Source organism: Planktothrix sp. PCC 11201 (assembly GCF_900009135.1).
Lineage (GTDB): Bacteria > Cyanobacteriota > Cyanobacteriia > Cyanobacteriales > Microcoleaceae > Planktothrix.
Window position 1 is genome coordinate 472524 of record NZ_LT797701.1, and the last position, 24659, is coordinate 497182.

Genomic DNA, 24659 nt, shown 5'->3' on the forward strand with positions numbered 1-24659 from the left:
CCTGCGATTACTAGCGATTCCTCCTTCATGCAGGCGAGTTGCAGCCTGCAATCTGAACTGTGCCAGGGTTTAAGAGGTTCGCTCTCCCTCGCGGGTTGGCTGCTCTCTGTCCCTCGCATTGTAGTACGTGTGTCGCCCAGGACGTAAGGGCCATGCTGACTTGACGTCATCCTCACCTTCCTCCGGTTTGTCACCGGCAGTCTCGCTAGAGTTCCCAACTTAATGATGGCAACTAACGACGAGGGTTGCGCTCGTTGCGGGACTTAACCCAACATCTCACGACACGAGCTGACGACAGCCATGCAGCACCTGTCTTCTGGTTCCTTTCGGCACTCCCACCTTTCAGCAGGATTCCAGAGATGTCAAGTCCTGGTAAGGTTCTTCGCGTTGCATCGAATTAAACCACATACTCCACCGCTTGTGCGGGCCCCCGTCAATTCCTTTGAGTTTCACACTTGCGTGCGTACTCCCCAGGCGGGAAACTTAACGCGTTAGCTTCGGCACGGCCCGGGTCGATACAGGCCACACCTAGTTTCCATCGTTTACCGCTAGGACTACTGGGGTATCTAATCCCATTCGCTCCCCTAGCTTTCGTCCCTCAGTGTCAGTTATAGCCCAGCAGAGCGCCTTCGCCACCGGTGTTCTTCCTGATCTCTACGCATTTCACCGCTACACCAGGAATTCCCTCTGCCCCTACTACACTCTAGTCTTACAGTTTCCACTGCCTTTACGAAGTTAAGCCTCGCTCTTTAACAGCAGACTTGATTGACTACCTACGGACTCTTTACGCCCAATCATTCCGGATAACGCTTGCATCCCCCGTATTACCGCGGCTGCTGGCACGGAGTTAGCCGATGCTTTTTCCTCAGGTACCGTCATTGAGTTCTTCCCTGAGAAAAGGGGTTGACAATCCAAGAACCTTCCTCCCCCACGCGGTCTTGCTCCGTCAGGCTTTCGCCCATTGCGGAAAATTCCCCACTGCTGCCTCCCGTAGGAGTCTGGGCCGTGTCTCAGTCCCAGTGTGGCTGATCATCCTCTCAGACCAGCTACTGATCGTCGCCTTGGTAAGCCTTTACCTTACCAACTAGCTAATCAGACGCAAGCCCCTCTCTAGGCGATAAATCTTTTACCTTTCGGCTCATCCGGGTTTAGCAGTCGTTTCCAACTGTTGTCCCCGTCCTAGAGGCAGGTTCTTACGTGTTACTCACCCGTCCGCCACTAAATCCCGAGGGATTCCGTTCGACTTGCATGTGTTAAGCAGACCGCCAGCGTTCATCCTGAGCCAGGATCAAACTCTCCATTTTGAAGAATCTGTTAGCTCTTATCTTGACTAATTTAATTAGTCATGTTATTTTTGATTCACCAACTTTACAGTTGACTCCTCTGTTAGTTTTTTTGACTAGGAGTTTGTAAATTCGACTTTCAAACGTATTCTTTTTTCTAGGTTCGGTGCGCCCTCGTCGCTTTCGTTTCTCGAGCGCATTTACCAATATATCTAACCTCCTAGGGTTTGTCAACCCTTTTTTCCATCTTTTTTTCCTTGTGTGGGAATCCCTTCTATAATCAGCCTTTTAGACGACTCACCCTTTAACAATGTAGATGGCAGGGACGAATATTGTTCCAGGTAAGCCATTCAAAGTTGTGTTTATAGAAAATGATAGGGGGGTATGGCATCCCCAATGGTTAATTGCCAATGGGGGGATTGATTTTGCCATTGTTCGAGTTTCTCTTGAAGTTGGGGCGATTGGGTTCGGTGAGTCAATATATATATGCGTTCTCGGTTGGGTTGACTCTGGGCGAAATGGATTTCTGTGTAGGTTTGGCTAATGGTGTTAACTAGCTGTTGCCATTCCTGGGCTTGCTGCTGCTGATGGTCGATTTGAAGCTGATGGAGTTGTTTTTTGGCTAAAAAGTATTCTCGTCCTCCCTGGGAGAATGAGTTTATGGGGTTGGGGGGAGTACGAACTGGAGTGGGTTCGAGGGGAATGCCTTGTAAACAATACTCGGTCTTCCCTTGGAATTGCTCTAGTTTTTGTAAATAGTCCTGTTGATGCCGGGCTAAATGCTCGGAAAGTGCGATGGTAGAACGAAAACAAATTCCGAAGCGTAGCGGTAAGAGGGTGATTTGTTCAAAAACAGAACGGATAATTTGATCATGAATTAAAACGGCTTGTATTAATTGTTCATCGGTATCTGGAAGGTCTTGAGCTTTTAATTCGGGTTCTACTAAGGCGGATAATCCTTGAAAACTGATAATTTCTAAACAACCCCTAATCCCAGAAGGTAGTTTAAGGGGTGATGTGGGTGTTTTGAAAAAAGCATAGGTATACATTTAGGTTATCAGTGTGTAAGAGTTTAATTTGAAAGTTAATGATTATAAATTAAGTCTTAATTGTTTCAGAATCATTGTTGATCAGAAACGAATTAAAACTGATTTTTTACTGATAACTGATCGGGAATCCATTCAAAATCAAAGCTAAGTTGAGCAAATCCAGATTTCCAAGGAATAGATAGTTTTAAATTTTCAGGGGAATTATCCCAATCTATTTTGACTCCTTTGATCCAACTTTTAAGTTCAGGGGTAGTTTCTAATAAATTAATGATTTGCAGTTTTAAAAATTCTATTAATTGAGGAAATCGACACCATTCATGGCTATCTGACTGGATAATCGAGTTAGGGATAAGGAGATTTACGTCAAATTTGAGCGGTTGGCTACTGGCAATATCTACTTCCCAAGAATCGTTGGGAAATTCTGCATTTAAAACTGCTAATAATCTCAGGTGTCCGGTTTGCCAAACTAATCCAGGTTGTAGGACTTTGACTTTAATTCCACTAATAAGTTGCATAATATTATAATTGCTTTTAACCATCTGCCATAGTAATCTTAGGGATAATTCTATTAGTGGCATTTCAGGTTGAAGACGCATCAAACTGGAAGGAGATTGGGGGCTATAAATAATATCAACTAATTCATCTGCAATTTGAATTAAGTCGATTAAAGAGGACTGTTTGGCTTGAAGATCGAGGGTTGAGATGGTTTCGGCGGAAAGGTTCAGATTATGGGATTGTTTTTGTTGTTTAAGCCAGTGTAAACCATAATTTTGAATTTGGTTCTGAATATAAGGTTGAATGATGCCTGGGTCAGTGAGTCGAATTTGTGTTTTTAATAAAGACGCTTGAGAAACGGAAGCTAAGATCGAATATTCAACATCTTGAATCGGTGTAGGGATAAAAAATTCTTCGTCTTTTTGGTCATTTTCTAACGAATAACAAAAGGGACTAACTTCTGATGTTTCAGGATCAGAAATGAATTGAAATCCCATTTTTATATGGATTTGACTTGGTTCCCATTGACTTTTAGGATAAATAATTTCAGTATTTACGGGATCAGTCAAAAAATCAATCTGATTAAAATTATCTTGAATATGATGGGTAATTTGTGTTAACAAAGATTGAACTTCTAAAGGATGCTGACATAGGGAACATTCATTAGATTGAACATAGGCTTCAGTCGGAATAAAAGGAGGAGGGAAAAAACTGGTTGCCAGATCGATTGAATTCTGTAGATCCTCTGTTTTAATGATTAAACTGGCAACTAATCTTAATTTTCCGGGTGTCCAATCTTGATTAGGTAATAAAATTTCAGCATTAATTCCAGTCAATAGTCGCATAAATTGATAGGAAGTCTGTGATAAATTCCATAATAATTGAGGAACTAATGTACTAAGAAATAAAATAACTGGGGGTTGAATATTTGAGTCTTTCTGATCTGATGAATTAGGAAAAATCTCCGATGTAGAAACAGAGTGAGCTTGATAAGCTGTTAAAACTTCAGAAACTTCTTCTATAACATAAGGAATTAGGTTTTCAGGGGTTTGGGGTAAATTGCTTGGCCAGGCTCCATTAGGCGATCGCAAATGGGCAATAATTTGAATCAATTCTTGCATGGCTTGGACTAAATTAGCGGGAATTTCAGGAGAGTGAGAGATAGAATTAAAGGAAACTGAATCAATAAATTTAATTAGGGTTTGATCGAGAAAATCATCTAATTTTTGAGGTTGAGTTGTCGATGATTTTTCGATAGTATTTATTGTCGTAACTTCTATGGAATCAATTGATCCTATTAATGGATTGTTATTCATAGGTCTTGCTCAAGATTAATAGATTTTACAAAATGTAGGTAACTCTGGGGTTCGGAAGCGGTAAGAATTGCTAAACCTGTTTTTCCCCAGGAAGTTATGGCTTGAGAATTAACTGGGCCAAGGTAATCTCCTAAAAATTTTCCTTCTAAATTCAAGAAGGTGTATTTTCCCTGTTGATCCGCTATAACATATCCCCAAGAGGTAGCGCAAGCGATTATGGGTGGAGAGCTTAAAGAGATGCGAATAATACTTAAGGGCTTTAAGTGTAAAAGAATAAGCTGAGGTTGATCATCGCATCCAATACCCAATACAGTATAGGGTTGAGGAGTGGGAATAATTTGTTTTAAAGGAATGAATAATTTAAGGTTGCCAATAGGGGTTCCGCGGCGGGTATAAACCCTGAGCATATTGCAGTTTTTTTGTTTGAAGTTTAGCCAAACTCCGAGTAAATATCTCCGGTCTAAAAATATAAGTTCTGGAATTTGAGGAACAGAAAGAGATAATTTTTTAATCAGTTTTAAAGCGGGAGAACCCTGTTTATCGGTGAGGGAATAAAATCGCAATTGTCCCGAAAAGGCTAAAGCCATATAACCACCCTTTGGTTCAATGGCAACTCTGTATAACAAATCTTTATATGAGGCTAGATTTAAAGGAGTTAAAGGATTGTTTTTTTCCGCTTTAACTTGATCAGAGTTTTGTGATTCCTGATGATTAGATGTACGAGATTGAATCCCACTTAAATTCAATAAAGATTGAGGATTGTCTTGAAAATTAGTTGCATAATAAATTTTATTTTTGGTCATTACACAACACCCATTTCCCATCATTTGCATGGCTAAAATCGGTTCGGGAAAATGAATTGGAGCTTGAGCAATAACCTGAGTTTCTTCAAGCGACGGAGAAGAATTATTGGGGGGAGACCAAATTTTTAATGTTTGACCAAACCCTGTGTAAAGATAGGGAAAATTAGTAATACAATTTAAGGGGAATTTGGAATTTCCCACCGCAGGTAACGGAATAGAATGATCAACTGATAGAGTCAAATTAGAAACCCGAACTTTGGAGAATTGTTCGTCTTCGGGGACATCGGGAAGTTTTCCCAAAATAATAGAGTCAGCCAGACTTTGAATTTGAGGATTAACTATGGCTTTTCGCAATGCTTCTACCATCTCTGCTGCGGTTTTGTAGCGACGGGCTGGGAGTTTTTCTAGGGCTTTTTGAATGATTGTTTTTAGGGCTTCAGGAATTTCTGTCGGGATCTGCAACCGTTGATTTAAGTGGGCTGACATCAACTCACCGGGTAAGCCATGAAAGGGGCGATCCCCTACTAATAGTTCAAATAAGACAACCCCCACCGCATAAATATCTGATCTAGGGGAATAAATGCCATAAAATCGTTCTGGAGCCATGTAAGCAGGAGATCCTCCGGTAAAAGTGGAGGGCCTTTCTGAAGGGGACAGTTTTCCAGCCAGGGGAAGACGGCGAGCAATGCCAAAGTCTGATAATTTTGGCTGCCACCCTTGGGATTTGAGGGTGAGTAGGATATTTTCAGGTTTAATATCACAGTGAATAATACCCCGTTGATGGGCGTAGTCTAAACCCTCTAAAACGCCGATGATCAGGTCTAATGCTTCTTGTAGACGTAGGGAGTTTTGTTGTTCGACAAGATGACGTAGTGTTCCTCCTTCACAATACTCCATGACTAAATAGCGTCCGGTCTGGATATGTTCAAGACCTAAACAAGCAGCGATATTAGGATGTTGTAAACTGATAATAAACCATAGTTCTTGCAAAAATTGGTGAGTAGGGGCGTTTTGATGACTAAGTTCTTTGAGCGCGACCAGTTGTCCCGTACGGCGATCGCTAGCACAGTAAACTTTACCAAACTGGCCTTGTCCTACTAACCCTAAAATTCGGTATCGAGAAGCCTGCATGGTGTATTTTAGACCACCTCGTTAATGCTATTGCCGATAGTATTGAAGTATACCTAAAATATGGGCATTACTGACAAATTAACCTTATCCAGCGACCAGGGGTGTTTATGTTTTCGACCGTTGAATCAGACTCTACAACACCAGTTACAGGGCCAGCCCCAACTAAAATCATTCAATCTCAAAACCAATATCGCACTTGTCGGATCAAGGTGCCGGATTTGGATCAACCTATTGCTGCGGTTTGTGTTGATCAGGAATACTACAGTTTTTTTAAGGCGGTAGAGGATGCTGAGAAAACGTTAGAAATCGTTGCTAAACTGGGAAAGGTCGGAGACAGCACCGTCATTACCAAAACTCCAAAAGGTTATGCAATTTGGGTGCAAGAGCCTAATGCTCAACTTCATCGTTCTTGAGGCCTAAATTTGTTATGAAAATAACAGGGGAGATAGAAAATAGGCGTGTCTAAGGATACTGAAAGTGTCAATGTGCCGCAATAATGGGATGTTAATGTCCCTGAAATCTTGAATCTAACTGCTAACTTGTGCAATCTACATTGTTTGCGATCTATTGATTATCTAATCTAATTTTTACTACAAATGGCTAAAATACTTCGACTAGAACCGATTGCGGAAGAAATGGCAGTTAAGACTAATTCTAACTTGCTTTCGGCATTAATGACTAAGGAACTTCACGTCCTAAAAGAATGCGGGGGGCGGGGAATGTGTGCCACCTGCCATGTTTTTATTAAGGATGGCATGGATGGTTTATCTAAAGTCAGCCGTCGTGAACAAAGAACTTTGGAAGTGATCACAACGGCTAAACCCAATTCCCGTTTGGCGTGTCAAGCTCATGTTCTTGGGGAGGGTATTGTTGTCGAATTACCCTCTGGGATGTATATTGATGCCATCGAAGATATAGAATCATTAGTCGGGCGACGAGCCGAACAAGAACTTCTGCATCCGATTACTGGGCAAGTTGTGGTTGAAACTGGAAAACTGATTACCCGATCAATTCTGAATCAATTGAAAGAAACTCGTTTACAAGTGGGCGAATATTTAGCTCGAACTCGGAATGCTAAAGATGAATAATAAACAGTTATCAGTTATCAGTTATCAGTCAACCGTTATCAGTATAAGAGTTGAAAGTTAATAGCTTGTTTCAATCCTTAGCTGTTCACTGACATAGACAGTGATGTCTTTTTCTCCCTGTTGCCTATTGCTTATTCCCTACTATAACTGATTTATGTTTACTAATTTAGAACGTTTGAGTGTGGAAGTTGATGGTCGTTATGCAACATCAGAAGAACTGGATTTTTTAAAATCCTATTTTGGCACGTTTAAATATCGGATCAGTGCCTATCAAAAAATTAAAAATAATGAATCAGCGATTATGAATCAAATTCAAGAGAATTTGGAAAAAATGAACCCGGATATCTTTATACAAGGTTCAGTTAATTTAAAATCAAAATGGCATTTAGATACACTCAGAGTTTTAAGATATTCAGCCATGGCGTTATTAATCGATGATCCCGAATATTTGCAACAACGCCTATTAATTTGGTTTTCAACAATTTTACAAGCCTTTAAAGTTCAAGCTCTAACTCAATTAACTTATAAAACCATGACCGATGTGATTATAAGCTATTTAACCCCAGAAGAAAACCATCTATTTTTACCTCTGATTGAACTGACTTCCAATACTTTATGTAAAAAAAGACCTTTATAAAATCCCTTTTTTTAATTAATTATAAATTTTTCCATTCGGTAATGTAGCTCCATGTAACTTTGCACCCTTAATTTCGGCATTGGCTAGAATTGCCCCTTTTAAAGTTGCCCCTCTTAAATCAGCCCCACTCAAATTAGCCCCCATTAAATTTGCATCGGCTAAGTTAGCATTGCCCAGATGAGTATTTCTTAAATCGGCATTAATTAAACAAGATTTACTCAAGTTAGCAGAACTTAAATTACTGGCATTTAAGTTAGCATCCATTAATAAAGCTCCCTCCAAGTTGGCTTCACTTAAATATGCCCCTGCTAAATTAATTCCCGTTAATAATTTTTGTCTTAAATCAATGCCACCCAAATCAGCCCCACTTAAATTAATTCCACTTAAATGGGCACCATTTAAACAGACATTTCTCAGATAGGTTTTGCTCAAATTGGCTTTACTCAGATTAGCACGAGTTAAGTTAGCTTCATTCAGATCGGCTTCTAATAAAGTTGCAGAATTAAGAAAAGCATCGGTTAAATCAGCGTGTCTTAAATTAGTTTTTAACATTTGGGCTTTGGTTAAATCAGCCCCGGTGCAATTAGCTCCACTTAAATTAGCTCGGACAATAGTAGCTTGAGTTAAATTTGCACCGGATAGGTCTACATCTTTCAAATTAGCCTGGGTTAAATCCGTATTTTTCAAGATAGCTTGGCGAAGATTTGCCTTAATTAAATAGGCCTTAACTAAGGAAGCTTGAGTCAAAATCGCCTCTATGAGAATTGCAGAACTAAAATCAGCACTTTTGAGATTGCAATGATTCAGATCCGCCTCTTGCAAATTTGCCCAATTCAGGTGGGCGCCTTCGAGGTTAACCCGACTCAGGTTAGCTCCAGTCAGAATCGTACCACTGAGACTAGCTCCACTGAGATTAGCCCCGGTTAAATTGGCTCCAGTCAAATTAGCCTTACTGAGATTAACTAAACTGAGATGGGCCTCGCTTAAGTCAGCATGACTTAAATCGACACCAATTAAATGTGGTCGATTTTGGGGTTCTCGAATATTAGCTAAACCCATAGTTGTTATGGTATTGGGTCGATAAGAGTTGGTACTCAGAATCATACCTCGCAGACTCACGCCCTTAAAATCCCGTTCTCCATCTCCATATCGACTCAGTAGTTCAATCGCATCCATGGGTTAAACCTAAGTTGAGAGTCTCCAATGAACCCAAACAATCTCCTTTGAATATTTTTATAACTGGCTTTAATCAGCAATCAGTAATCAGTGTGGAGACTTACCAAAGGCGCAAGGGATATTATGATCAGGCGATTGGTGAGTCTATGTGAGTTATTAGTTTACCGATAACTAATTAACATTTCATACCAGTGCTTTCAGAATAGTGTCATGATCTTTCCCTTGATCTACTAAAGCTTCGACTGATTGTAAACGATTACTCAAACCTAGAATAAATTGGTTAGAATCTGCACCCATTGACTCACAGGTTGTTTGAATACAATGGAGATCTCGTCCGGTTAATTGACTAAAAAAGGAGCTAAAAATTCCAGCTTCCAAAAAACAAACGGGTCGGTTCCAGTCTTTAGCAATACTAGCAAAAGGTGAATTTTTGGTAATCAGGATCAAAAATCCCGTGTTAGTATATTGAGCATCTAAATCAAATGTTCCCCAACCATGGGTTTTCCAACATTGTTGTAAACATTGAATGAATTCGATCATTTCCATTTGCGCCACAGTTTTGTCATAATATTCGCTGATTTCTTCACAAAAACGGACATAAAAATTTTTTCCCCACCAGCGACCACAATTGAATAAGACTAAGCGGGCAGCTTGACCTGTTTCTTGTTCCAATCCGGTATAAATTGCTTCAAGGAAGGTTAAGGGAAGACCCAGTAGACGACCTCCGAGGCGATTTTCTAGTAACCCTAATTCCAGATCCCCTTTCACATAGGCATCATAAGCAAAATAGTTGCCTGGAAGTTGAGGTTTAATGAGTAAATTGTTGATTTCAATCATGATTTAAACAGGTGATATTGACGGTTGATGGTTAACCGAATCGCGGTTGTGATGAACAGATATTTTTTTACAAGGGTTTCTATAAAAGTGCTAATCAGAATTGATTAACTCTTTTTGATTCAAGGTTTTAGCAAGTAACTTTTAACTTGTTCCAGGAAGGGTTGGATAAAAACCATTGCCTTTGCTGAGAGTAATTCATTTAAACGGGTATTAAGCAACTGGTAGACTTGAGTATCAATAGCTTGACTATTATGGGCTTCAACTATACCTGATAACCAATCAATCACTCGTCGCTGAAGGTATTCTGAATCATTTAATAACATCGCCATCGCACTATGGCGCAAAATCAGAATCCATTGTTGTAAAATCTGTTCTAAACGTTCTTGTTTTTCCTGGGGAAATATAACTGAAATTTGATCGGCAATGGGCTGAAAAATAACCACTTCTCGATCGCGAAGAAATTCGTAAATTTTTAATCGTTGGGCTAAAGTTTCTGAATAGCTCTTAAAACCCAACAATTCTTCGGTTTGAAGATAGCGATTTTCCGCTTTGACTAATAATTCATTTAATTCAGCTTGCATGGTAATTAGTAATCAGTAATCAGTTATTAGTCATCAGTCATCAGTTACTAGTCATCAGTCATCAGTTGAGGAGTTAATAAATTAACTGTAAACTTCTTAACTGATAACTGTTGACTGTTAACTGATGACTGATTTAAAATAAACCCATTAAATCGTCGATGGTGACATCAAGTTGATCCGGGGTATTAGAAGCCGAAGCAGGTACAATCGGCATAACTCCGACCTGGGGAACTCCTTCCCAATCAATCCGTTGAAAAAAATCAGCGACGGATAGGGTTAAATTGGACTGTGATGAAGCAGTTGCATGACTCTTTTCCTCCCTGATGGGTGTGCCTAACCAGTTTAAGTTACTGAAAAAGTCTTGAACAGAATTACTGAGCCAACCCGGGGGATTGTTCATCGCAACACCACTCCATCCTGTAATTTTCGCTGAATATCCCGGGCGGTGGCTCCTTCATTCAGCCAAAAACCCGCAGCATCGATCCGGTCTGGGTTTCCCAAAAGAAACTTACAATAGGTTTCTCCCATGGAATAACATTGCAGTTCGATACAACTTAGGCTTTTCTTAACCAAATTGCTAAAAAATCCGGCAAATAATCCGGCGTAAATATGACAAACGGGTTTTCCCACATCCCCTAACGTCCGGGCAACAGCTGAGTCAAATAGGTTAATAAAGATACAGCCATGTTTGCGATCGCTCATATCTACTTCCCAGCGTCCCCAACCTTGGGCAGTGAAAGGCCACCACCAAGTTTCCAGGAGAAACATCAGGTTAGACTGTCGAATACTTTGACCAAATTCGGCTTCATACCACTGCTGGAAAAAGGCAGCATCCTTAACGCCCCATTCCTTGCCAATGGTATACATGATCACCGAGGAGGCACTACCGACTTCTTCCTCTAATCCTTCGACCAAACCGATGATAAAATCTTCACTGGTAAAGATATTTCGCATTTGATTCCAGTCCGTGACCGTACCCATAGACGGATCAAAGCTGAAGAAATCTTGAAATCGATAATGATTATGGGCTTTAGGATTACTTATTTTGAGTTTGGACTGATGCTCAACAGGATGTTGAGGGGCGGCGCTTGAAGCCATTAGCTGCATACTCCTTTTTAATCTACAGGGTTCAAAATTGGGGTCAAATTTCTCAACCTAGGACTGACAAACAGTAGGGAACACCGGAATAGGGAACAGGGGTATACCTCTTGCCTCTTGCCCCTTTCTTTGGTGGATTCAAGTTATAGGGGATTAATTCTCCTGGCGGATGTTCTGAGTCAGTTTGATTAATGCACCTGTTGTATCTAATTTAACTCGATTCTTTGCCATGAAGCACTACATTTTTTAGGAGTCACTGACAGATGGGGAAATCAACACCGCTGTTGAGGGGAGTGGGTATCAGATTTTGGAATTAATTTTTGTTTAAGTCGCCATAGGTTCAAAAATTAAATCAAGAGGAAGTTGGCGATCGCTCACCCACTTCCTCTGATCAATTAAACAAGAAATCGGGTTGACCTGTCACTTCAAACTCAAAGTGTAACTGGTGACGACCCTCTGGGACAGGCTCTACAGAATGGACATGATACAGCGATCGCCCGACATAGTTATGAACCCAGTGGAGTTTACCATCTTGGACATAGAAGGAATAGCCACTATCATTTCCCCCATGGGCGAGTAATATTCCTTCGGCTCCCCCCGTGGGAATTTCCACATCAGCCGTGATACGGAGTGGTTATCATAAACCAATTCTGGATAATATTGGTGGGTTTCTCCGCCCAAAAAACCATAAAAACGTTCAAAACCACGACCAATGGGCCAGCGATCATAGGGGCCAGCGGCAGAAAGTTGCTCTGAGGGGGTTAAATGCCATTTTCCCAGGGCGTAGGTGTTATAACCCTTCTGGAGTAAAATTTCTGAAAGAAAACCGTTTTCAAACGGAATATTCCCATTTCCCCCAGGATAGCCCGTTGAGCCTTCGGTAATGCAGGCCAGGGCGTTAGAATTTCGCCGGAATTTTCGTTAATTATCATTAACAAAAATCAACCCGCCCTCTTGCACTACAACAAATAATATTGATATCCTACTGAACTAAACGGATAAATTTCTTTTTGCCAACTTGCAGAACTTTACCCTTTAATTCATCACTAGAATTAAATATTAAATCAATTTCAGAAATGCGATCGCCATCTAATTTAACCGCCCCGCCTTGAATTTCTCGCCGCGCTTCACTGCTGGTTTTACACAACTTACTCGCACTAAGAATATAGAATAACTTAGCGGGAAATTGAATCTCAGCCAGGGAAAACTCCGGGACTGCTTCTGCGGTTTTAGCATCCCCTTGAACTAAGGTTAAAGACGCTTTTTGAGCCTCTAATGCGGCTTCTTTTCCATGAAATTGAGACGCGATTTCCAACCCTAATAACTTTTGTTTTTCCCGAGGATTCTCCGGTAATTCATCCAAAGGAAGATTAGTGAGCAGTTCAAAATATTGGTTTAATAGATTATCCTGAACCTTCTCTAATTTAGAATACATGGCTAAGGGATCTTCCGATAACGCCACATAATTTCCTAGGGACTTCGACATTTTTTGTACCCCATCTGTCCCAATCAAAATTGGCATTAATAAACCAAATTGAGGTTTTTGTCCGAAATGCCTTTGTAAATCTCGTCCCACGGCTAAATTAAACTTTTGATCCGTGCCGCCGATTTCAATATCCGCCTCCACCGCCACGGAATCATAACCCTGCATTAACGGATAGAGAAATTCATGCAAATAGATCGGATTTTCCTGTTCAAACCGCAAGGAAAAACCCTCTTTTGCTAACATTTGTCCGACGGTCATGGTTGCCAATAATTCTAATATTTTAGGCAAATTTAATTTTGATAACCATTCCGAATTGTAGCGAATTTCCAAGCGTCCAGGGGTATCAAAATCTAAAATCGGACGCAGTTGTTCTAAATAAGTTTGAGCATTTTTCTGTACATCTTCCGAGGTTAATTGGCGGCGGACTTCGGATTTTCCCGTGGGGTCACCAATTCTAGCGGTAAAATCCCCAATAATCAATACAGCGATATGACCCGCATCTTGAAAAGCGCGTAACTTGCGAATCGGAATGCTATGTCCCAAATGAATATCCGATGCCGTGGGGTCAATGCCAAATTTAACTCTGAGGGGTCGATTGGTGGTTAATAATCGTTGACCTAAATTTTCATCTGGGTTCCCAGAGTTGATAATTTCAGGGAAAATTTCAGTCACGCCGCGGCGAAGGGAGGGAGAATCCTGTAGAGATAGCGCCGATTCCAGGGGTACAGAAGGTTGACTCAATGCCATGATCTTAAAAATTTTTTGCCAATTAGGGTAAAATCCGTTAACCTTGATCCCGGACTAGAAATTTTGATCTTCCGGCTAGGATTCTTATGATTTCCTACGGTCGTAGAGACCAAATCCGATCCATCCACAACTTGCACAAAATGTGCATTTAGGGTTTAACCGCATAATGTTAATGTTATATGCTATCACTGTCAGCTAAAAAAAGTTATATTTCTGTCTGCAAGCCCTAAATGTTGTGTAGCCCTGTTTTCATTGAGGGAGTAAATTAAACGTGTCATCAACTAATGCAATCCCACGCGATGTTAGGGTCAACAACCCTTCAACGTTGTTTGACTTTGTGCAGTCGGTCAGCAAAGTAACGGCCGGAACCTTGCTCGGCGTTACGATGTTAACCAGTTCGGTCGTGGCTGGAGGGTTAGTCGGTTTAGCGGTCAGTTTCCGTAACCTTCCCGATGTGCGGGTATTACAGAACTATGTGCCCACGGAAACCACCCATATCTACGATATTAAGGGGGTTCCTTTGGCCAGCCTCCATGATGAGGCCAATCGTGAAGTAGTCTCCCTCAACGAGATATCTCCCCATCTGAAACGGGCTGTAATCGCGATTGAAGATAGCAATTTCTTCTATCACAAGGGAATTAACCCGACGGGGATTGTACGGGCGTTTATCGCTAACTTTGAACGGGGTTCCACCGTGGAGGGGGGTTCTACCCTGACCATGCAGTTGGTGAAAAACCTATTTTTATCCCCGAATCGTACCATGAGCCGGAAAGCCGCGGAAGCGGTGATGGCGATTCGTTTAGAGCAGATTTTATCAAAAGACGAAATTTTAGAACTGTATCTAAATCAGGTCTATTGGGGTCATAACCTTTATGGGGTGGAAACCGCAGCCCGTAGTTATTTTAATAAATCGGCGAAGGACTTAACCCTGGCGGAATCAGCAATGATGGCGGGTCTGATTCCAGCACCGGAGGATTATAGTCCCTTTGTGGATTACAAGAAAGCCAAACAGAGACAGTTAACGGTTTTGAAGCGGATGCGAGAACTTCAATGGATTACCCCCCAAGAAGAAGCCGAAGCCAAAAAACAAACCCTACTGGTGGGCAAAATTACCTCCTTTAGCAGCAGCCGTCTTCCCTATGTGACGGAGGCAGTTGTCCAGGAGCTTTCCGAACGCTTTGGTCGGGAGGCCGTTCTCAAGGGCGGAATGCGGATTCAAACCACCATTGATATGAATTTTCAACGGATGGCAGAGAAAACCGTCAGTGAGTGGCATGAGAACTTGTACTATCAAGGGGTTTATAACAGTTTACAAAATGGTCAAATTGCCCTGGTAGCCATTGACCCCCGCACCCATTTTGTCAAGGCAATGGTGGGGGGGGCCGATTATAAAACCAGTCAGTATAATCGGGCGATTCAAGCCCTCCGTCAACCCGGCTCTGCCTTCAAACCCTTTGTTTATTATGCAGCCTTTGCCACTGGCAAATATGGGCCAGATTCCACGGTTTATGATAGCCCGGTGAGTTATCCCGATGGCTATGGCTATTATTCTCCGCAAAACTACGGAGGCGGTTTCTCCGGGGCGGTGAGTATTCGCACGGCTTTGGAACATTCCTTAAATGTTCCGGCGGTCAAACTGGGTCAGGAGGTGGGACTAAATCAGGTGATTGAGGTTTGTCGAGTCCTGGGGATTAAGAGTCCAATTGAACCGGTTATCTCCCTACCTTTGGGGTCGGTGGATTTAACCCCGATGGAAATGGCCGGAGCCTATGCCACCTTTGCCAATGATGGCTGGCACTCTGAACCCACGTTTATTGTCCAGGTTACCGATAGTCAGGGCAACATTCTACTGGATAATACCCCGAAACCTCGATTAGTCTTGGATCAATGGGCTGTGGCATCCCTAAATAGTGTGTTACAAGGAGTGATTAGTCGGGGGACAGCAACCCGAGCCCAAATTGGACGTCCGGCGGCGGGAAAAACTGGAACCACTTCTTCTGAACGGGATATCTGGTTTGCCGGATATACTCCCGATTTAGCCACGGCCGTTTGGGTGGGAAATGATGATTATACTCCCCTAACCTATGGAGCAACCGGAGGAACCATTGTGGCTCCCATCTGGCGTGACTTTATGTCACAAGCCTTAGATGGAAAACCGGTAACTTCTTTTAAACCGCCTTCGGCCTATACCAAACCTTAATTCTGAATGGGGTTTTGACCCAGGTCAATAATTTTTCCCTGGAGGAGAGTAGAATGAAGGCAGCACTACTCGCTAAGTATGCCTGTGTCTGGCTCTGTGGGAATGGGCTGAAAAGTTATTCCTTTAATTTTTGATATAGCAGTCGCGCCCAACGGTTAGGACAAAGATTGACCCAGCAAATCTGACGGCGAAGTCTTTCCCCCCTGTTGTCGTTCGACTAACGCTCACGGCGCTGCCTGTTGCGGTGTTCCCTATTGCCTGCTATATAAGTGTCTGGGAATTGGCTTTAGTCACTATTCCCTACTTGTTGGAAATTTTTTTTATACGTTAGGATCTAATTTGTTATGGAAAAGAATACATTTTCTTCGCCAAATGTGACTCAGAAAGTGGAAGTTTCAATTCACATTGATTCTGAGTTACTCGATCAAATCAAACATCTCACCAATGACCCTAGCAAGGTGATTGAAACAGCCCTGCGCCAATGGCTTAGAGGAGAGCGTCCAGAGGATGAACTAGCTTTGACACTCCAACGAAACCCTCCGGTTCCGCCTCGAGGGGAATGGAACGATTAAATCAGTTATCAATGTAGAGACGTGCCATGGCGCGTCTCTAGCAGTTATCAGTCAAGAAGTGAATAGTTGATTAACTATTTATCGGAAGCATCTGAGAGATTGAAAACTCAGTGTCTTCAGACTTGAGAGGAAAAGCGATTCAAGGGGTTAAAACCCCCGTGAATATTTCATTAATTCATGTTAGTATATCAGTGGGTCGAAAAATAAACAGAAGGAAATCCGAATGATAGTTCTGGAATACAAAATTAAAGGTAAAATAGATCAATACAAAGCGATTGATCAAGCCATTTGCACCACCCAATTTATTCGCAACAAAGCGATTAGATATTGGATGGATGCACCCAGAGAGGAAAAAATTGATAAATTTGCCTTAAATAAATATTCTACGACTCTCAGAAAAGAATTTCCCTTTGTTGCCGACCTAAATTCAATGGCAGTCCAATCCGCCGCCGAGCGAGGATGGTCTGCCATTAGTCGTTTTTACGATAACTGCAAGAAACAAATTTCTGGCAAAAAAGGATATCCCCGATTCCAGAAAGATTGTCGTTCCGTTGAATATAAAACATCGGGATGGAAACTACACTCAACTAAAAGACAGATTACCTTTACCGACAAAAACGGAATTGGCAAACTCAAGTTATTGGGGAAGTGGGATATCCAAACTTATAATGTTAAAGACATAAAACGGCTGCGTTTAATTCGTCGTGCCGATGGATATTACGCACAGTTTTGTCTGAATATTAATGTCACTGATATTCAACCGAAAACTGGAAGGGAAATTGGTCTTGATGTTGGTATTGAGTCGTTTTACACAGACTCTAACGGCTATCAAGAACCCAATCCCAAGTTTTTGAGAAAAGCTGAACAATCAATTAAGCAATCTCAGAGACAAATTTACAAAAAGGTTAAGGGTTCATCGGGGCGACGGAAAACGAGAAAAGTTTATGCTAAAAAACACTTAAAAGTAAGTAGACAACGGAATGAACACGCAAAGAGAGTAGCGCGTAACGTATGCACATCTAACGATGTAGTCGTCTACGAAGATTTAAGTGTTAGGAATCTGGTTAAAAACCATTGTTTGGCTAAATCAATTAGCGACGCAAGTTGGTATTTATTTCGACAATGGATAGAATATTTTGCGACTAAATTTGATAAATTAGCAATTCCTGTTACACCTCATTACACTTCGCAAAAATGTAGTAATTGTGGGGTAATAGTAAAAAAATCTCTATCAACGCGCACCCATGTTTGTAGTTGTGGATGTGAGTTACATAGAGATACAAATGCCGCTATTAATATTCTGAATCTTGGTCAACAAGCTAGGAGAGGGCATCTCCGAAGTAACGCTAATGGACTAGAAACCTCTGCTCTGCTTGATGAAAGTCTGGTTGAGTAAGTATCTAGGTTGAAGTTAGAATCTCAGTGTCTTCAGACCTGAGAGTGTCAAGTTCACTATGTAGTCGCTAATCCGAATGAACTTAGACGAGAACTCTCATTTTGCAAGTTCGACTTCGGCTGACCCGATCTGGCAGAACTTGGGTGCTGATTTGGTTTTTATTCAAAATGCCACGGGTGATTATTTATCATTTCATTGGCAACGAGATGATCGCTATTCTTTACCTGTGGATACCATTGTCGGATCGTCTATGGGAGAATACTTTAAACCTGTTATCCTTTCTCCCTATCAGGAGCGAATCACCCGGGTGTTAACCAGTTTAATTCCTGAGAGATTTATTTATTCATTTGCTTATGAAGATCAATATATTCCATTAGAACTGACAATGACTCCCGTTTTAGTCTCTAATGGAAAACCAGATAGAGTATTGGTTATGGGCTGTGTTCTGGAACAACCCGAAGAAAATTTAGACCTGAGTATGTCGGAGATTGTTGCCTATCGTTCCCTTCCTTCCAATTTGGAAATCCCCCAAAAAATGCTGATCCAAATTGCTGGAACGATGTGTCGCGCAGTTTCTCCCAGTTCCCATATTTATCAAAGGTTATTAAGTCAAATTGCCCAAAAAATTCGTCGAACCTTAGATTTAAAGCAAATTTGGCAACAAACGGTTAATAGTTTAGGGCAGGTTTTAGGGGTAAGTCGTTGTATTTTATGTCCCTATCGAGTTGAAAAAGAGGATAATTGGAGTTTAAAACAAACCCAGGTGGTGGCTGAATATCGCCGATCAGAATTTCCTATGATGTTGGGTTTGGATTTAGCCATTGCCAATGAGTTGGGTTGGACGCAGGCTTTAGCGACCTTAGAACCAGTGGTGGTCGAACGCACCTCCCCGGATCAAGACCCCTATAAACGCTATTCTATTTTAGTCATCGCCACGTCCTATCAAGATCAGCCCAATGGGATTATTAGTTTGCAACAGTGCGATCGCTTTCGACAATGGATATCGGCTGAAGTGGAATTTATCCGAGAATTAGCCACCCATGTCGGAACTGCTATTGCCCATGCTACCCTCTATCAAGAACTAGAAGAAGCTCGCATGGAGGCGGTGGCTCTTTCTCGGTTAAAAAGTGAATTTCTGGCGAATACTTCCCATGAATTACGCACGCCTTTAAATGGAATTATTGGGTTTTTAAAGTTAGTTTTAGATGGGATGGTGGATGATCCCGAAGAAGAAGAAGAATTTATTCAAGAAGCCCATCGAGCCGCTTTACACTTACTAAACTTGATTAATGATGTTTTAGATATTGCTAAAATTGAAGCTGGGAGAATGGAGATTGACTTAGCTTTAATTAAGGTAAATGAACTTTTAGATGAAGTTGAACATTTTACCCGCGCGCAAATTCAAGAAAAAGGATTGACTTTTACCATCCAAAAAGCAGCTTATGACGATGAAGTCATTGTCTATGGAAATTATCAACGGTTACTACAGGTAATGTTGAATTTAGTTGGAAATGCAATTAAATTTACCCATGAAGGGGGAATTAATATTAGTTTGGGAATTCTTAAACAAACTTTTGTATTTCAAAATCAAGAGTTTCCAGGAGTGGTGGAATTTCGGGTGGCGGATACCGGAATTGGGGTTCCGATTGAAAAACAAGATCGACTATTTAAAGCCTTTTCTCAGGTGGACGGGGGCTATACTCGTCAATATGGGGGAACGGGTTTAGGATTAGTAATTTCCCAAAAATTAGTCCAAACCATGGGAGGAACGATTAAGTTTTATAGCCTTGGGGAAGGATTAGGATCAACGGTTACATTTACAGTTCCTTTGTATCAATAACCCCCGTATCATAGCATTTAAACCACGATAATATGGACAAATATAGACATTTGCGCTATAATTATCAAGCCCCATCTCCGTAGTTCCGGGCCATTCAGATCCAGAGATTCCCTTAAACGGGGGGATTTGTCCAAACAAAATCGATCAGGGTATGGGAGAATTCTGTGCCAGGGGTTGTAAACTGTTTCCCCCAGGTCGGTTGGGCGGTTGTTGCTCTCATAACAATCACAGTCAATCAAATTAGATAAAAACTTTAGTTGCACCCCGAATAATTGTCGCCGAATTTGCTAGAATCTACAGGATTGTCCTGATTATATTTTGTAATTATCCTTGAACCAATCTATCAATCTGCCGAAAGTAGATGACTTTTTAGAAGAATTGGCAGCCATTCAACAAACTGGCTCCAAGCGTGTTGCCTTGTTGGGTTCCCGCCATATTCCCCTAACCCATCAAAACTTGATTGAGATGATGAGTTATGCCTTGGTTTTAGAAGGGAATCATTTGATTACATCGGGTTCAACGGGAACGAACGCGGCGGCCATTCGAGGTGCAATGCGGGCTAACCCCAACTTGTTGACGGTGATTTTGCCCCAAAGCATGAAACGTCAGCCCAGGGAATCTCGCCAGCAGTTGGAACAGGTGATTCATGTTGTAGAAAATGCCAAGGGCGATGATTTATCCCTAGCCGAAGCCAGTGGGTTGTGCAACCAAGAGATTATTTCTCGGTGCCAACAGTTAATCTGTTTTGCCTACCATGATAGTGTCACCCTCCTAAGTACCTGCGAGGAAGCTGAAAATCAGCGCAAAATTGTGACTCTATTCTATTTGGATTAGCCGTTAATACCCATGTTGAATCGGTCACTCGTACAGACGCGCTCTTGGCACGTCTCTACGCTGATAGATTTTTTATTAAATAATTGCAATTGACTATGGCTTCTACTTATTCATTTGATATTGTTAGTGATTTTGACCGACAGGAATTAGTCAATGCTGTTGATCAAACCGAACGGGAAATTAAAAGCCGTTATGATTTGAAAGATACTAAGACTACCTTGGAATTAGGGGAAACGGCGATTATTGTTAATACCGATAGCGAGTTTACCCTAGATGCTATTCATACGATTTTGCAAACTAAATCGGCTAAACGTAATCTTTCTTTAAAGATTTTTGATTATGGAAAAGTGGAATCTGCGAGTGGGAATCGAGTTAGACAGGAAATTAAACTCAGAAAGGGTTTAACTCAAGAAGTATCAAAACAAATCACTAAATTGATTAAGGATGAATTTAAAAAATTACAAGCCTCTATTCAGGGAGATTCGGTTAGGATTTCAGCTAAATCTAAGGATGACTTACAATTAGTAATTCAACGTCTGAAAGAAGAAGATTATCCGGCTGCATTGCAGTTTACAAACTATAGGTAACACAAAAGCCACTCTCCCTTAAATCAAAATCAACACTCATCCGCATTTATCTGCGGATATTCGCCCCCATCATTGGTTACAATTCCAAAGTAATTAATTGGGCAATTTCTTCGGTTTGAAAACCTAAAGCCGTTGGTTTTTGTGCTTCGGGAATTATCTGCACATCATAGAGTTCTGTGACTATTCCTTCTAAACGCAACCAGTGAACAATTGCCCCAGTATTAAGATCAATTACCATCATACCACAACGCGGTTCGGCATCTTTTTTGGTGAGTAATTCATCTAATTCTAAACCTCCAAATGTTTTGTCATTTCCTCTGGGTTTGGAAAGTCCGACTATGGCCCAATTTTGCCAAAATGCTAGTCCTCGTAAATAGCCTGGACAAAAGGCGATCGCTTCAAATTTCCCTGTGTCTAAATCCACATATCCTAATTCTCCCCGCCCCGAATAGATAATGACACTCTCTATGGCGGTCAAGCCAATGACCTTGTAGATGGAAATGAGGGCAATGATAAGCTGTCACGCACTTAATTTTTTTGCCCACAAGCCTTGCTAGAAGGACTCTAGGCTACAAAATATTCAATTTTGTTTTCGGATAACAGTCATTAATGTAGAGACGTGCCACGGCGCGTCTCTCTAACTCTCGATAATTTTTGGCCTTGGTGGGTTTACTCCTTCAGGCTTTAATAATCGAAATCACCCAATCAAAGGTTTTTAGGACTTGTTGTAATACGGTTTGATCTTCTAAATTAGATAACTGTAATGTTGGCTCTCGATATTCCGTAGGTTCTAAAGGGAGAGATAAACCAATCGCACTCAATTTATTTCGGAGTTCTAACCATTTTTCCCGTTGGTCAAAAGGAGGTTGAGAACCATATTTATTAGAAGAAATTTCTAAACGTCCTGAAATATCAACGGTAAATAACTTTAACTGTTTTCGACCTTTTTCTTTCTGTTGTAATAAAGCCGTAAACCCACCATAAACATCTCCCGTTCCCCACTGTATAATAACCTCTGGTTCCTGAAGTTTTACCCAGTTATGGATTTCTTGAGCTATTTGTGTTTCATCCTCTCCCCGACGCAGTTGGAGTTCTTCAAAAAAGGAAACTTCATCCCAACGACGGCGTTCTCCCGTCGCACTAGATTTTTTTTGTTGGGCTTCCGCCGTCTGACCAATTAACCGAGGAACTAAGGTTTTTAAGCCATCTTGACTGACATATTGTTTAATTTCTAAAGCCAAAACCTCGACTAAATCCGTTTGTTTATTCAGAAATTCTACCACCCGTCTTAAGGAACTATTAATATCATCTGCAACAAAGACTAAACGCAGTTTTCCCGCTTGCAGATTAGTTTTAACTTTTTGCCAAAATCCATCTTCACTCAGATCCGAGCCCAGAAATTCTTCAAACACTTGTTCAGGATCTCGACCTTGATCTCGACAATTGGCTTCAAATTGAGAAATAATTGATTCCATCGGCCAATATAATCCTAAATTTGCCGCATTATCTAACATCTGACCAATCATTTTTTGTCGAGTTTCCACATTGCGGCTGCGTTTAACTGTGACCAGTGTAGGAATAGAATTTTGATCCAAAAATAAATGATCGATTGACCAGCGACTCCCATTATCTTCCTCAGCTGGAAGGGTTACGTCCCGGGAAATTAATAACCACCGTCGTGCAGACGTACCATGGCGCGTATGTACTTGCTCCATTCCATCCCCGGCTAAAAGATTGGGATAAGTCTCTAATAATTCCTGTATTTGGTCTTCAGAATCGTAGGGCTGTTCCATCATTTCAACTAGCCGATCATCATCCTGAATGAGATAAATCCCTCCACCCATATTATTTACCTGTTTAATTCCTAGATTCGGTGATTTCTAATGGTTATTGATAATTTCCCGTAAACACCCGTTCTGCTGGCCCGGTCATATACAAATGTTGATCTTGATTCGACCATTCAATCTCCAGACAACCTCCGGGTAGTTCCACTGTAACAACAAAATCGCAATTTCCCGTTAAAATTCCGGCAACAACAGAAGCACAAGCTCCAGTTCCACAGGCTAGAGTTGCACCAGCACCCCGTTCCCATACCCGCATTTTGAGATAATTGCGGTTAATCACTTGAATAAATTCCGTATTGGTGCGTTCAGGGAAAACGGCATGATGCTCAAATAAGGGGCCGATTTCTGCGAGTTTAATTTCCTCAACATCCTCTACAAAGGTAATACAATGGGGGTTTCCCATACTCACACAGGTGACATTCCAAGATTGTCCGGCCACCAATAGGGGAACATCAACCACTTTCTCATCGGTGGCGGCGAGGGTGGTAGGAATTTCCTGGGCTAAAAGTCGCGGAACTCCCATATCCACTTTAACTTGGCCGTTGGCTTGTAATACCGGAGTAATCACACCCGCTAAGGTATGGATTTTGTAGCTTACGGGGGATGTAATTTGATCGCGGTTTTCCAGTTCAGCGATAAATTTAGCCAGACAGCGAATTCCGTTTCCACACATCTGAGGTTCCGAACCATCGGAGTTGAAAATTCGCATGGTATAGTCAGTGTTGGAGGTTCCTCCGTTCGCGAATATCACGCCGTCAGCACCAATGCCAAAATTGCGATCGCACATTTCTATGGCCTGTTCTGGGGTGATTAGGGGTTCTGACTGATGACGATTATCAATCAGAATGAAATCATTCCCTAAACCGTGATATTTCGTAAATGCAATGGTCATGAATTCCTCCACTTTTATCGTTAGGGTGATTTGGGCGTTTGGGCGAGAGTGAATCAAAAAGTTGAAAATCCCTCACACCTTATCTATTATCGTTTTAATGTTGAATTAAAAACAACTCTATTATGTCTGAATTTAATACCGATTTACCCAGTATTCGCAAAGTTCAAGGGTATACCAAGGATAAAAACTTAGTGGAAGTTAAACTGCTAACGAATGATCTTCTCGTAGGAACGATTATCTGGCAAGATCCCAACTGTATTTGTTTACAAGACCCAAACAACCTACAAATATTGGTTTGGCGACATTCGATTGCTTTTATCCGTCCCAAATAGGAGACCTGTTCAGCATAACCGTTATACAACGACGGTTTTAGCCAATCCTCCTTCCTGATTGGAGATGCCCCGGTGCTAAATTGTGGCGTAATTTTCAAAACCCCGTGATCTTACGGAGATTCAAACTCGATAATATTAACAACATCATTCCCCAACTCTGCCCAGATTTCCTATAATTTATATATAGGTTTATCCCTCTCTCTATAGGGAATTGGGTCAATGCTTTAAATAAAGACTGATCTCTATAAAGGTTCTGTAAAACTTCCAGGATTTTTTATAAAGAGGCGTGACAAACCAATAAAGTTTGCTATTGTAGTTATTAACAGCTTGTATGTAATCACTCTGGTTGCTGAGATGTCCCACTCTAAGGAGACAGACAGGGAAACAGAGTTACGAGTTCAGGGTCACAGTAACCAGTAGGATATTCACACACAG

Annotated in this window: 24 protein-coding genes, 1 rRNA gene and 1 pseudogene (1 of these 26 only partly in view); 11 read left to right on the forward strand and 15 right to left on the reverse strand. The window is 41.3% G+C overall.

What is annotated here, in order from left to right:
- The 4 genes from PL11201_RS12285 to PL11201_RS12300 form a co-directional block, all read right to left on the reverse strand.
- Positions 1-1304: ribosomal RNA gene (locus PL11201_RS12285) — 16S ribosomal RNA — on the reverse strand; it reaches 187 nt to the left of the window's first position.
- Positions 1305-1645: 341 nt separating this feature from the next.
- The gene (locus PL11201_RS12290) at positions 1646-2332 is read right to left on the reverse strand and encodes a GvpL/GvpF family gas vesicle protein (RefSeq protein WP_079679029.1); all 687 of its coding nucleotides are present in this window, start codon (positions 2330-2332) and stop codon (positions 1646-1648) included.
- Positions 2333-2424: 92 nt separating this feature from the next.
- On the reverse strand, positions 2425-4143 hold the full coding sequence (locus PL11201_RS12295) for a hypothetical protein (protein ID WP_079679031.1): 1719 nt from the start codon (positions 4141-4143) through the stop codon (positions 2425-2427).
- On the reverse strand, positions 4140-6077 hold the full coding sequence (locus PL11201_RS12300; protein ID WP_079679033.1) for a serine/threonine-protein kinase: 1938 nt from the start codon (positions 6075-6077) through the stop codon (positions 4140-4142). Before PL11201_RS12300 ends, PL11201_RS12295 begins: the two co-directional genes overlap by 4 nt.
- 107 nt (positions 6078-6184) lie before the next feature.
- Between PL11201_RS12300 and PL11201_RS12305 the strand changes: the two genes are divergently transcribed.
- The 3 genes from PL11201_RS12305 to PL11201_RS12315 all read left to right on the forward strand — a co-directional run bounded on the left by PL11201_RS12305 (position 6185) and on the right by PL11201_RS12315 (position 7802).
- On the forward strand, positions 6185-6490 hold the full coding sequence (locus PL11201_RS12305; RefSeq protein WP_079679035.1) for a hypothetical protein: 306 nt from the start codon (positions 6185-6187) through the stop codon (positions 6488-6490).
- A 183-nt stretch (positions 6491-6673) separates the two neighbouring features.
- Positions 6674-7165, forward strand: coding sequence for a 2Fe-2S iron-sulfur cluster-binding protein (locus PL11201_RS12310; protein ID WP_079679037.1), 492 nt, complete (start codon positions 6674-6676; stop codon positions 7163-7165).
- A gap of 154 nt (positions 7166-7319) precedes the next feature.
- On the forward strand, positions 7320-7802 hold the full coding sequence (locus PL11201_RS12315; RefSeq protein WP_079679038.1) for a globin family protein: 483 nt from the start codon (positions 7320-7322) through the stop codon (positions 7800-7802).
- A 15-nt stretch (positions 7803-7817) separates the two neighbouring features.
- On the opposite strand, the gene PL11201_RS12320 is transcribed toward PL11201_RS12315, so the two are convergent.
- The 8 genes and pseudogenes from PL11201_RS12320 to tyrS all read right to left on the reverse strand — a co-directional run bounded on the left by PL11201_RS12320 (position 7818) and on the right by tyrS (position 13727).
- Positions 7818-8978, reverse strand: a complete 1161-nt coding sequence (locus PL11201_RS12320; RefSeq protein ID WP_079679039.1) for a pentapeptide repeat-containing protein — start codon at positions 8976-8978, stop codon at positions 7818-7820.
- Positions 8979-9161: 183 nt separating this feature from the next.
- Complete coding sequence (locus PL11201_RS12325) at positions 9162-9815, reverse strand: V4R domain-containing protein (protein WP_079679040.1); 654 nt, start codon at positions 9813-9815, stop codon at positions 9162-9164.
- 119 nt (positions 9816-9934) lie between these two features.
- Positions 9935-10396: a globin family protein gene (locus PL11201_RS12330; protein ID WP_079679041.1), complete on the reverse strand. Its 462-nt coding sequence runs from the start codon at positions 10394-10396 to the stop codon at positions 9935-9937.
- Between the two features lie 133 nt (positions 10397-10529).
- Positions 10530-10796, reverse strand: coding sequence for a hypothetical protein (locus PL11201_RS12335; RefSeq protein WP_079679043.1), 267 nt, complete (start codon positions 10794-10796; stop codon positions 10530-10532).
- Positions 10793-11494, reverse strand: a complete 702-nt coding sequence (locus PL11201_RS12340) for a V4R domain-containing protein (RefSeq protein WP_079679044.1) — start codon at positions 11492-11494, stop codon at positions 10793-10795. The genes PL11201_RS12335 and PL11201_RS12340 overlap by 4 nt, the downstream gene beginning before the upstream one ends.
- Positions 11495-11885: 391 nt before the next feature.
- On the reverse strand, positions 11886-12107 hold the full coding sequence (locus PL11201_RS27420) for a hypothetical protein (protein WP_144017739.1): 222 nt from the start codon (positions 12105-12107) through the stop codon (positions 11886-11888).
- Positions 12108-12154: 47 nt separating this feature from the next.
- Positions 12155-12388: pseudogene (locus PL11201_RS27520) on the reverse strand (sulfatase-like hydrolase/transferase); the annotation flags it as partial.
- An 88-nt stretch (positions 12389-12476) separates the two neighbouring features.
- On the reverse strand, positions 12477-13727 hold the full coding sequence (gene tyrS / locus PL11201_RS12350) for a tyrosine--tRNA ligase (RefSeq protein ID WP_079679046.1): 1251 nt from the start codon (positions 13725-13727) through the stop codon (positions 12477-12479).
- 385 nt (positions 13728-14112) lie between these two features.
- Here tyrS and PL11201_RS12355 point away from each other — a divergent pair, with 385 nt between their 5' ends.
- The 6 genes from PL11201_RS12355 to PL11201_RS12380 all read left to right on the forward strand — a co-directional run bounded on the left by PL11201_RS12355 (position 14113) and on the right by PL11201_RS12380 (position 21156).
- The gene (locus PL11201_RS12355; protein ID WP_144017762.1) at positions 14113-15927 is read left to right on the forward strand and encodes a transglycosylase domain-containing protein; all 1815 of its coding nucleotides are present in this window, start codon (positions 14113-14115) and stop codon (positions 15925-15927) included.
- Between the two features lie 344 nt (positions 15928-16271).
- The gene (locus tag PL11201_RS12360) at positions 16272-16499 is read left to right on the forward strand and encodes a type II toxin-antitoxin system CcdA family antitoxin (RefSeq protein ID WP_026788050.1); all 228 of its coding nucleotides are present in this window, start codon (positions 16272-16274) and stop codon (positions 16497-16499) included.
- Between the two features lie 223 nt (positions 16500-16722).
- Positions 16723-17895 (forward strand): RNA-guided endonuclease InsQ/TnpB family protein, encoded by a 1173-nt coding sequence (locus PL11201_RS12365; protein WP_079679049.1) that lies wholly within the window; start codon positions 16723-16725, stop codon positions 17893-17895.
- Between the two features lie 76 nt (positions 17896-17971).
- A complete protein-coding gene (locus PL11201_RS12370; RefSeq protein ID WP_079679051.1) occupies positions 17972-19735 on the forward strand; it encodes a sensor histidine kinase in 1764 nt (587 codons plus the stop codon).
- A 330-nt stretch (positions 19736-20065) separates the two neighbouring features.
- On the forward strand, positions 20066-20569 hold the full coding sequence (locus PL11201_RS12375) for a DNA recombination-mediator protein A (protein ID WP_079679052.1): 504 nt from the start codon (positions 20066-20068) through the stop codon (positions 20567-20569).
- A 95-nt stretch (positions 20570-20664) separates the two neighbouring features.
- Positions 20665-21156, forward strand: coding sequence for a YajQ family cyclic di-GMP-binding protein (locus PL11201_RS12380; RefSeq protein WP_079679054.1), 492 nt, complete (start codon positions 20665-20667; stop codon positions 21154-21156).
- Between the two features lie 76 nt (positions 21157-21232).
- Here PL11201_RS12380 and PL11201_RS12385 read toward each other — a convergent pair whose 3' ends face one another.
- Positions 21233-21634, reverse strand: coding sequence for a DUF4915 domain-containing protein (locus tag PL11201_RS12385; protein WP_234996675.1), 402 nt, complete (start codon positions 21632-21634; stop codon positions 21233-21235).
- On the opposite strand from PL11201_RS12385, the gene PL11201_RS27525 reads away from it, so the two are divergent.
- Positions 21605-21688 (forward strand): hypothetical protein, encoded by an 84-nt coding sequence (locus tag PL11201_RS27525; protein ID WP_144017763.1) that lies wholly within the window; start codon positions 21605-21607, stop codon positions 21686-21688. The two genes, PL11201_RS12385 and PL11201_RS27525, sit on opposite strands and share 30 nt — an antisense overlap.
- A gap of 145 nt (positions 21689-21833) precedes the next feature.
- Here PL11201_RS27525 and PL11201_RS12390 read toward each other — a convergent pair whose 3' ends face one another.
- Complete coding sequence (locus PL11201_RS12390; protein ID WP_079679056.1) at positions 21834-23000, reverse strand: hypothetical protein; 1167 nt, start codon at positions 22998-23000, stop codon at positions 21834-21836.
- Between the two features lie 43 nt (positions 23001-23043).
- Positions 23044-23892 carry a diaminopimelate epimerase gene (gene dapF, locus PL11201_RS12395; protein ID WP_079679057.1) on the reverse strand — a complete coding sequence of 283 codons (849 nt, stop codon included), beginning with the start codon at positions 23890-23892 and terminating at the stop codon, positions 23044-23046.
- Positions 23893-24014: 122 nt separating this feature from the next.
- Between dapF and PL11201_RS12400 the strand changes: the two genes are divergently transcribed.
- Positions 24015-24224, forward strand: a complete 210-nt coding sequence (locus PL11201_RS12400) for an Hfq-related RNA-binding protein (RefSeq protein ID WP_079679059.1) — start codon at positions 24015-24017, stop codon at positions 24222-24224.
- The last annotated feature ends 435 nt before the right edge of the window (positions 24225-24659 follow it).

Excerpts from the sequence above, each read along its gene's own strand:
- PL11201_RS12290 (WP_079679029.1), bottom strand. The coding sequence starts at position 2,332 with ATGTATACCTATGCTTTTTTCAAAACACCCACATCACCCCTTAAACTA.
- PL11201_RS12295 (WP_079679031.1), bottom strand. The coding sequence starts at position 4,143 with ATGAATAACAATCCATTAATAGGATCAATTGATTCCATAGAAGTTACG.
- PL11201_RS12300 (WP_079679033.1), bottom strand. The coding sequence starts at position 6,077 with ATGCAGGCTTCTCGATACCGAATTTTAGGGTTAGTAGGACAAGGCCAG.
- PL11201_RS12305 (WP_079679035.1), top strand. The coding sequence starts at position 6,185 with ATGTTTTCGACCGTTGAATCAGACTCTACAACACCAGTTACAGGGCCA.
- PL11201_RS12310 (WP_079679037.1), top strand. The coding sequence starts at position 6,674 with ATGGCTAAAATACTTCGACTAGAACCGATTGCGGAAGAAATGGCAGTT.
- PL11201_RS12315 (WP_079679038.1), top strand. The coding sequence starts at position 7,320 with ATGTTTACTAATTTAGAACGTTTGAGTGTGGAAGTTGATGGTCGTTAT.
- PL11201_RS12320 (WP_079679039.1), bottom strand. The coding sequence starts at position 8,978 with ATGGATGCGATTGAACTACTGAGTCGATATGGAGATGGAGAACGGGAT.
- PL11201_RS12325 (WP_079679040.1), bottom strand. The coding sequence starts at position 9,815 with ATGATTGAAATCAACAATTTACTCATTAAACCTCAACTTCCAGGCAAC.
- PL11201_RS12330 (WP_079679041.1), bottom strand. The coding sequence starts at position 10,396 with ATGCAAGCTGAATTAAATGAATTATTAGTCAAAGCGGAAAATCGCTAT.
- PL11201_RS12335 (WP_079679043.1), bottom strand. The coding sequence starts at position 10,796 with ATGAACAATCCCCCGGGTTGGCTCAGTAATTCTGTTCAAGACTTTTTC.
- PL11201_RS12340 (WP_079679044.1), bottom strand. The coding sequence starts at position 11,494 with ATGGCTTCAAGCGCCGCCCCTCAACATCCTGTTGAGCATCAGTCCAAA.
- tyrS (WP_079679046.1), bottom strand. The coding sequence starts at position 13,727 with ATGGCATTGAGTCAACCTTCTGTACCCCTGGAATCGGCGCTATCTCTA.
- PL11201_RS12355 (WP_144017762.1), top strand. The coding sequence starts at position 14,113 with ATGTTAACCAGTTCGGTCGTGGCTGGAGGGTTAGTCGGTTTAGCGGTC.
- PL11201_RS12360 (WP_026788050.1), top strand. The coding sequence starts at position 16,272 with ATGGAAAAGAATACATTTTCTTCGCCAAATGTGACTCAGAAAGTGGAA.
- PL11201_RS12365 (WP_079679049.1), top strand. The coding sequence starts at position 16,723 with ATGATAGTTCTGGAATACAAAATTAAAGGTAAAATAGATCAATACAAA.
- PL11201_RS12370 (WP_079679051.1), top strand. The coding sequence starts at position 17,972 with ATGAACTTAGACGAGAACTCTCATTTTGCAAGTTCGACTTCGGCTGAC.
- PL11201_RS12380 (WP_079679054.1), top strand. The coding sequence starts at position 20,665 with ATGGCTTCTACTTATTCATTTGATATTGTTAGTGATTTTGACCGACAG.
- PL11201_RS12390 (WP_079679056.1), bottom strand. The coding sequence starts at position 23,000 with ATGGGTGGAGGGATTTATCTCATTCAGGATGATGATCGGCTAGTTGAA.
- dapF (WP_079679057.1), bottom strand. The coding sequence starts at position 23,892 with ATGACCATTGCATTTACGAAATATCACGGTTTAGGGAATGATTTCATT.
- PL11201_RS12400 (WP_079679059.1), top strand. The coding sequence starts at position 24,015 with ATGTCTGAATTTAATACCGATTTACCCAGTATTCGCAAAGTTCAAGGG.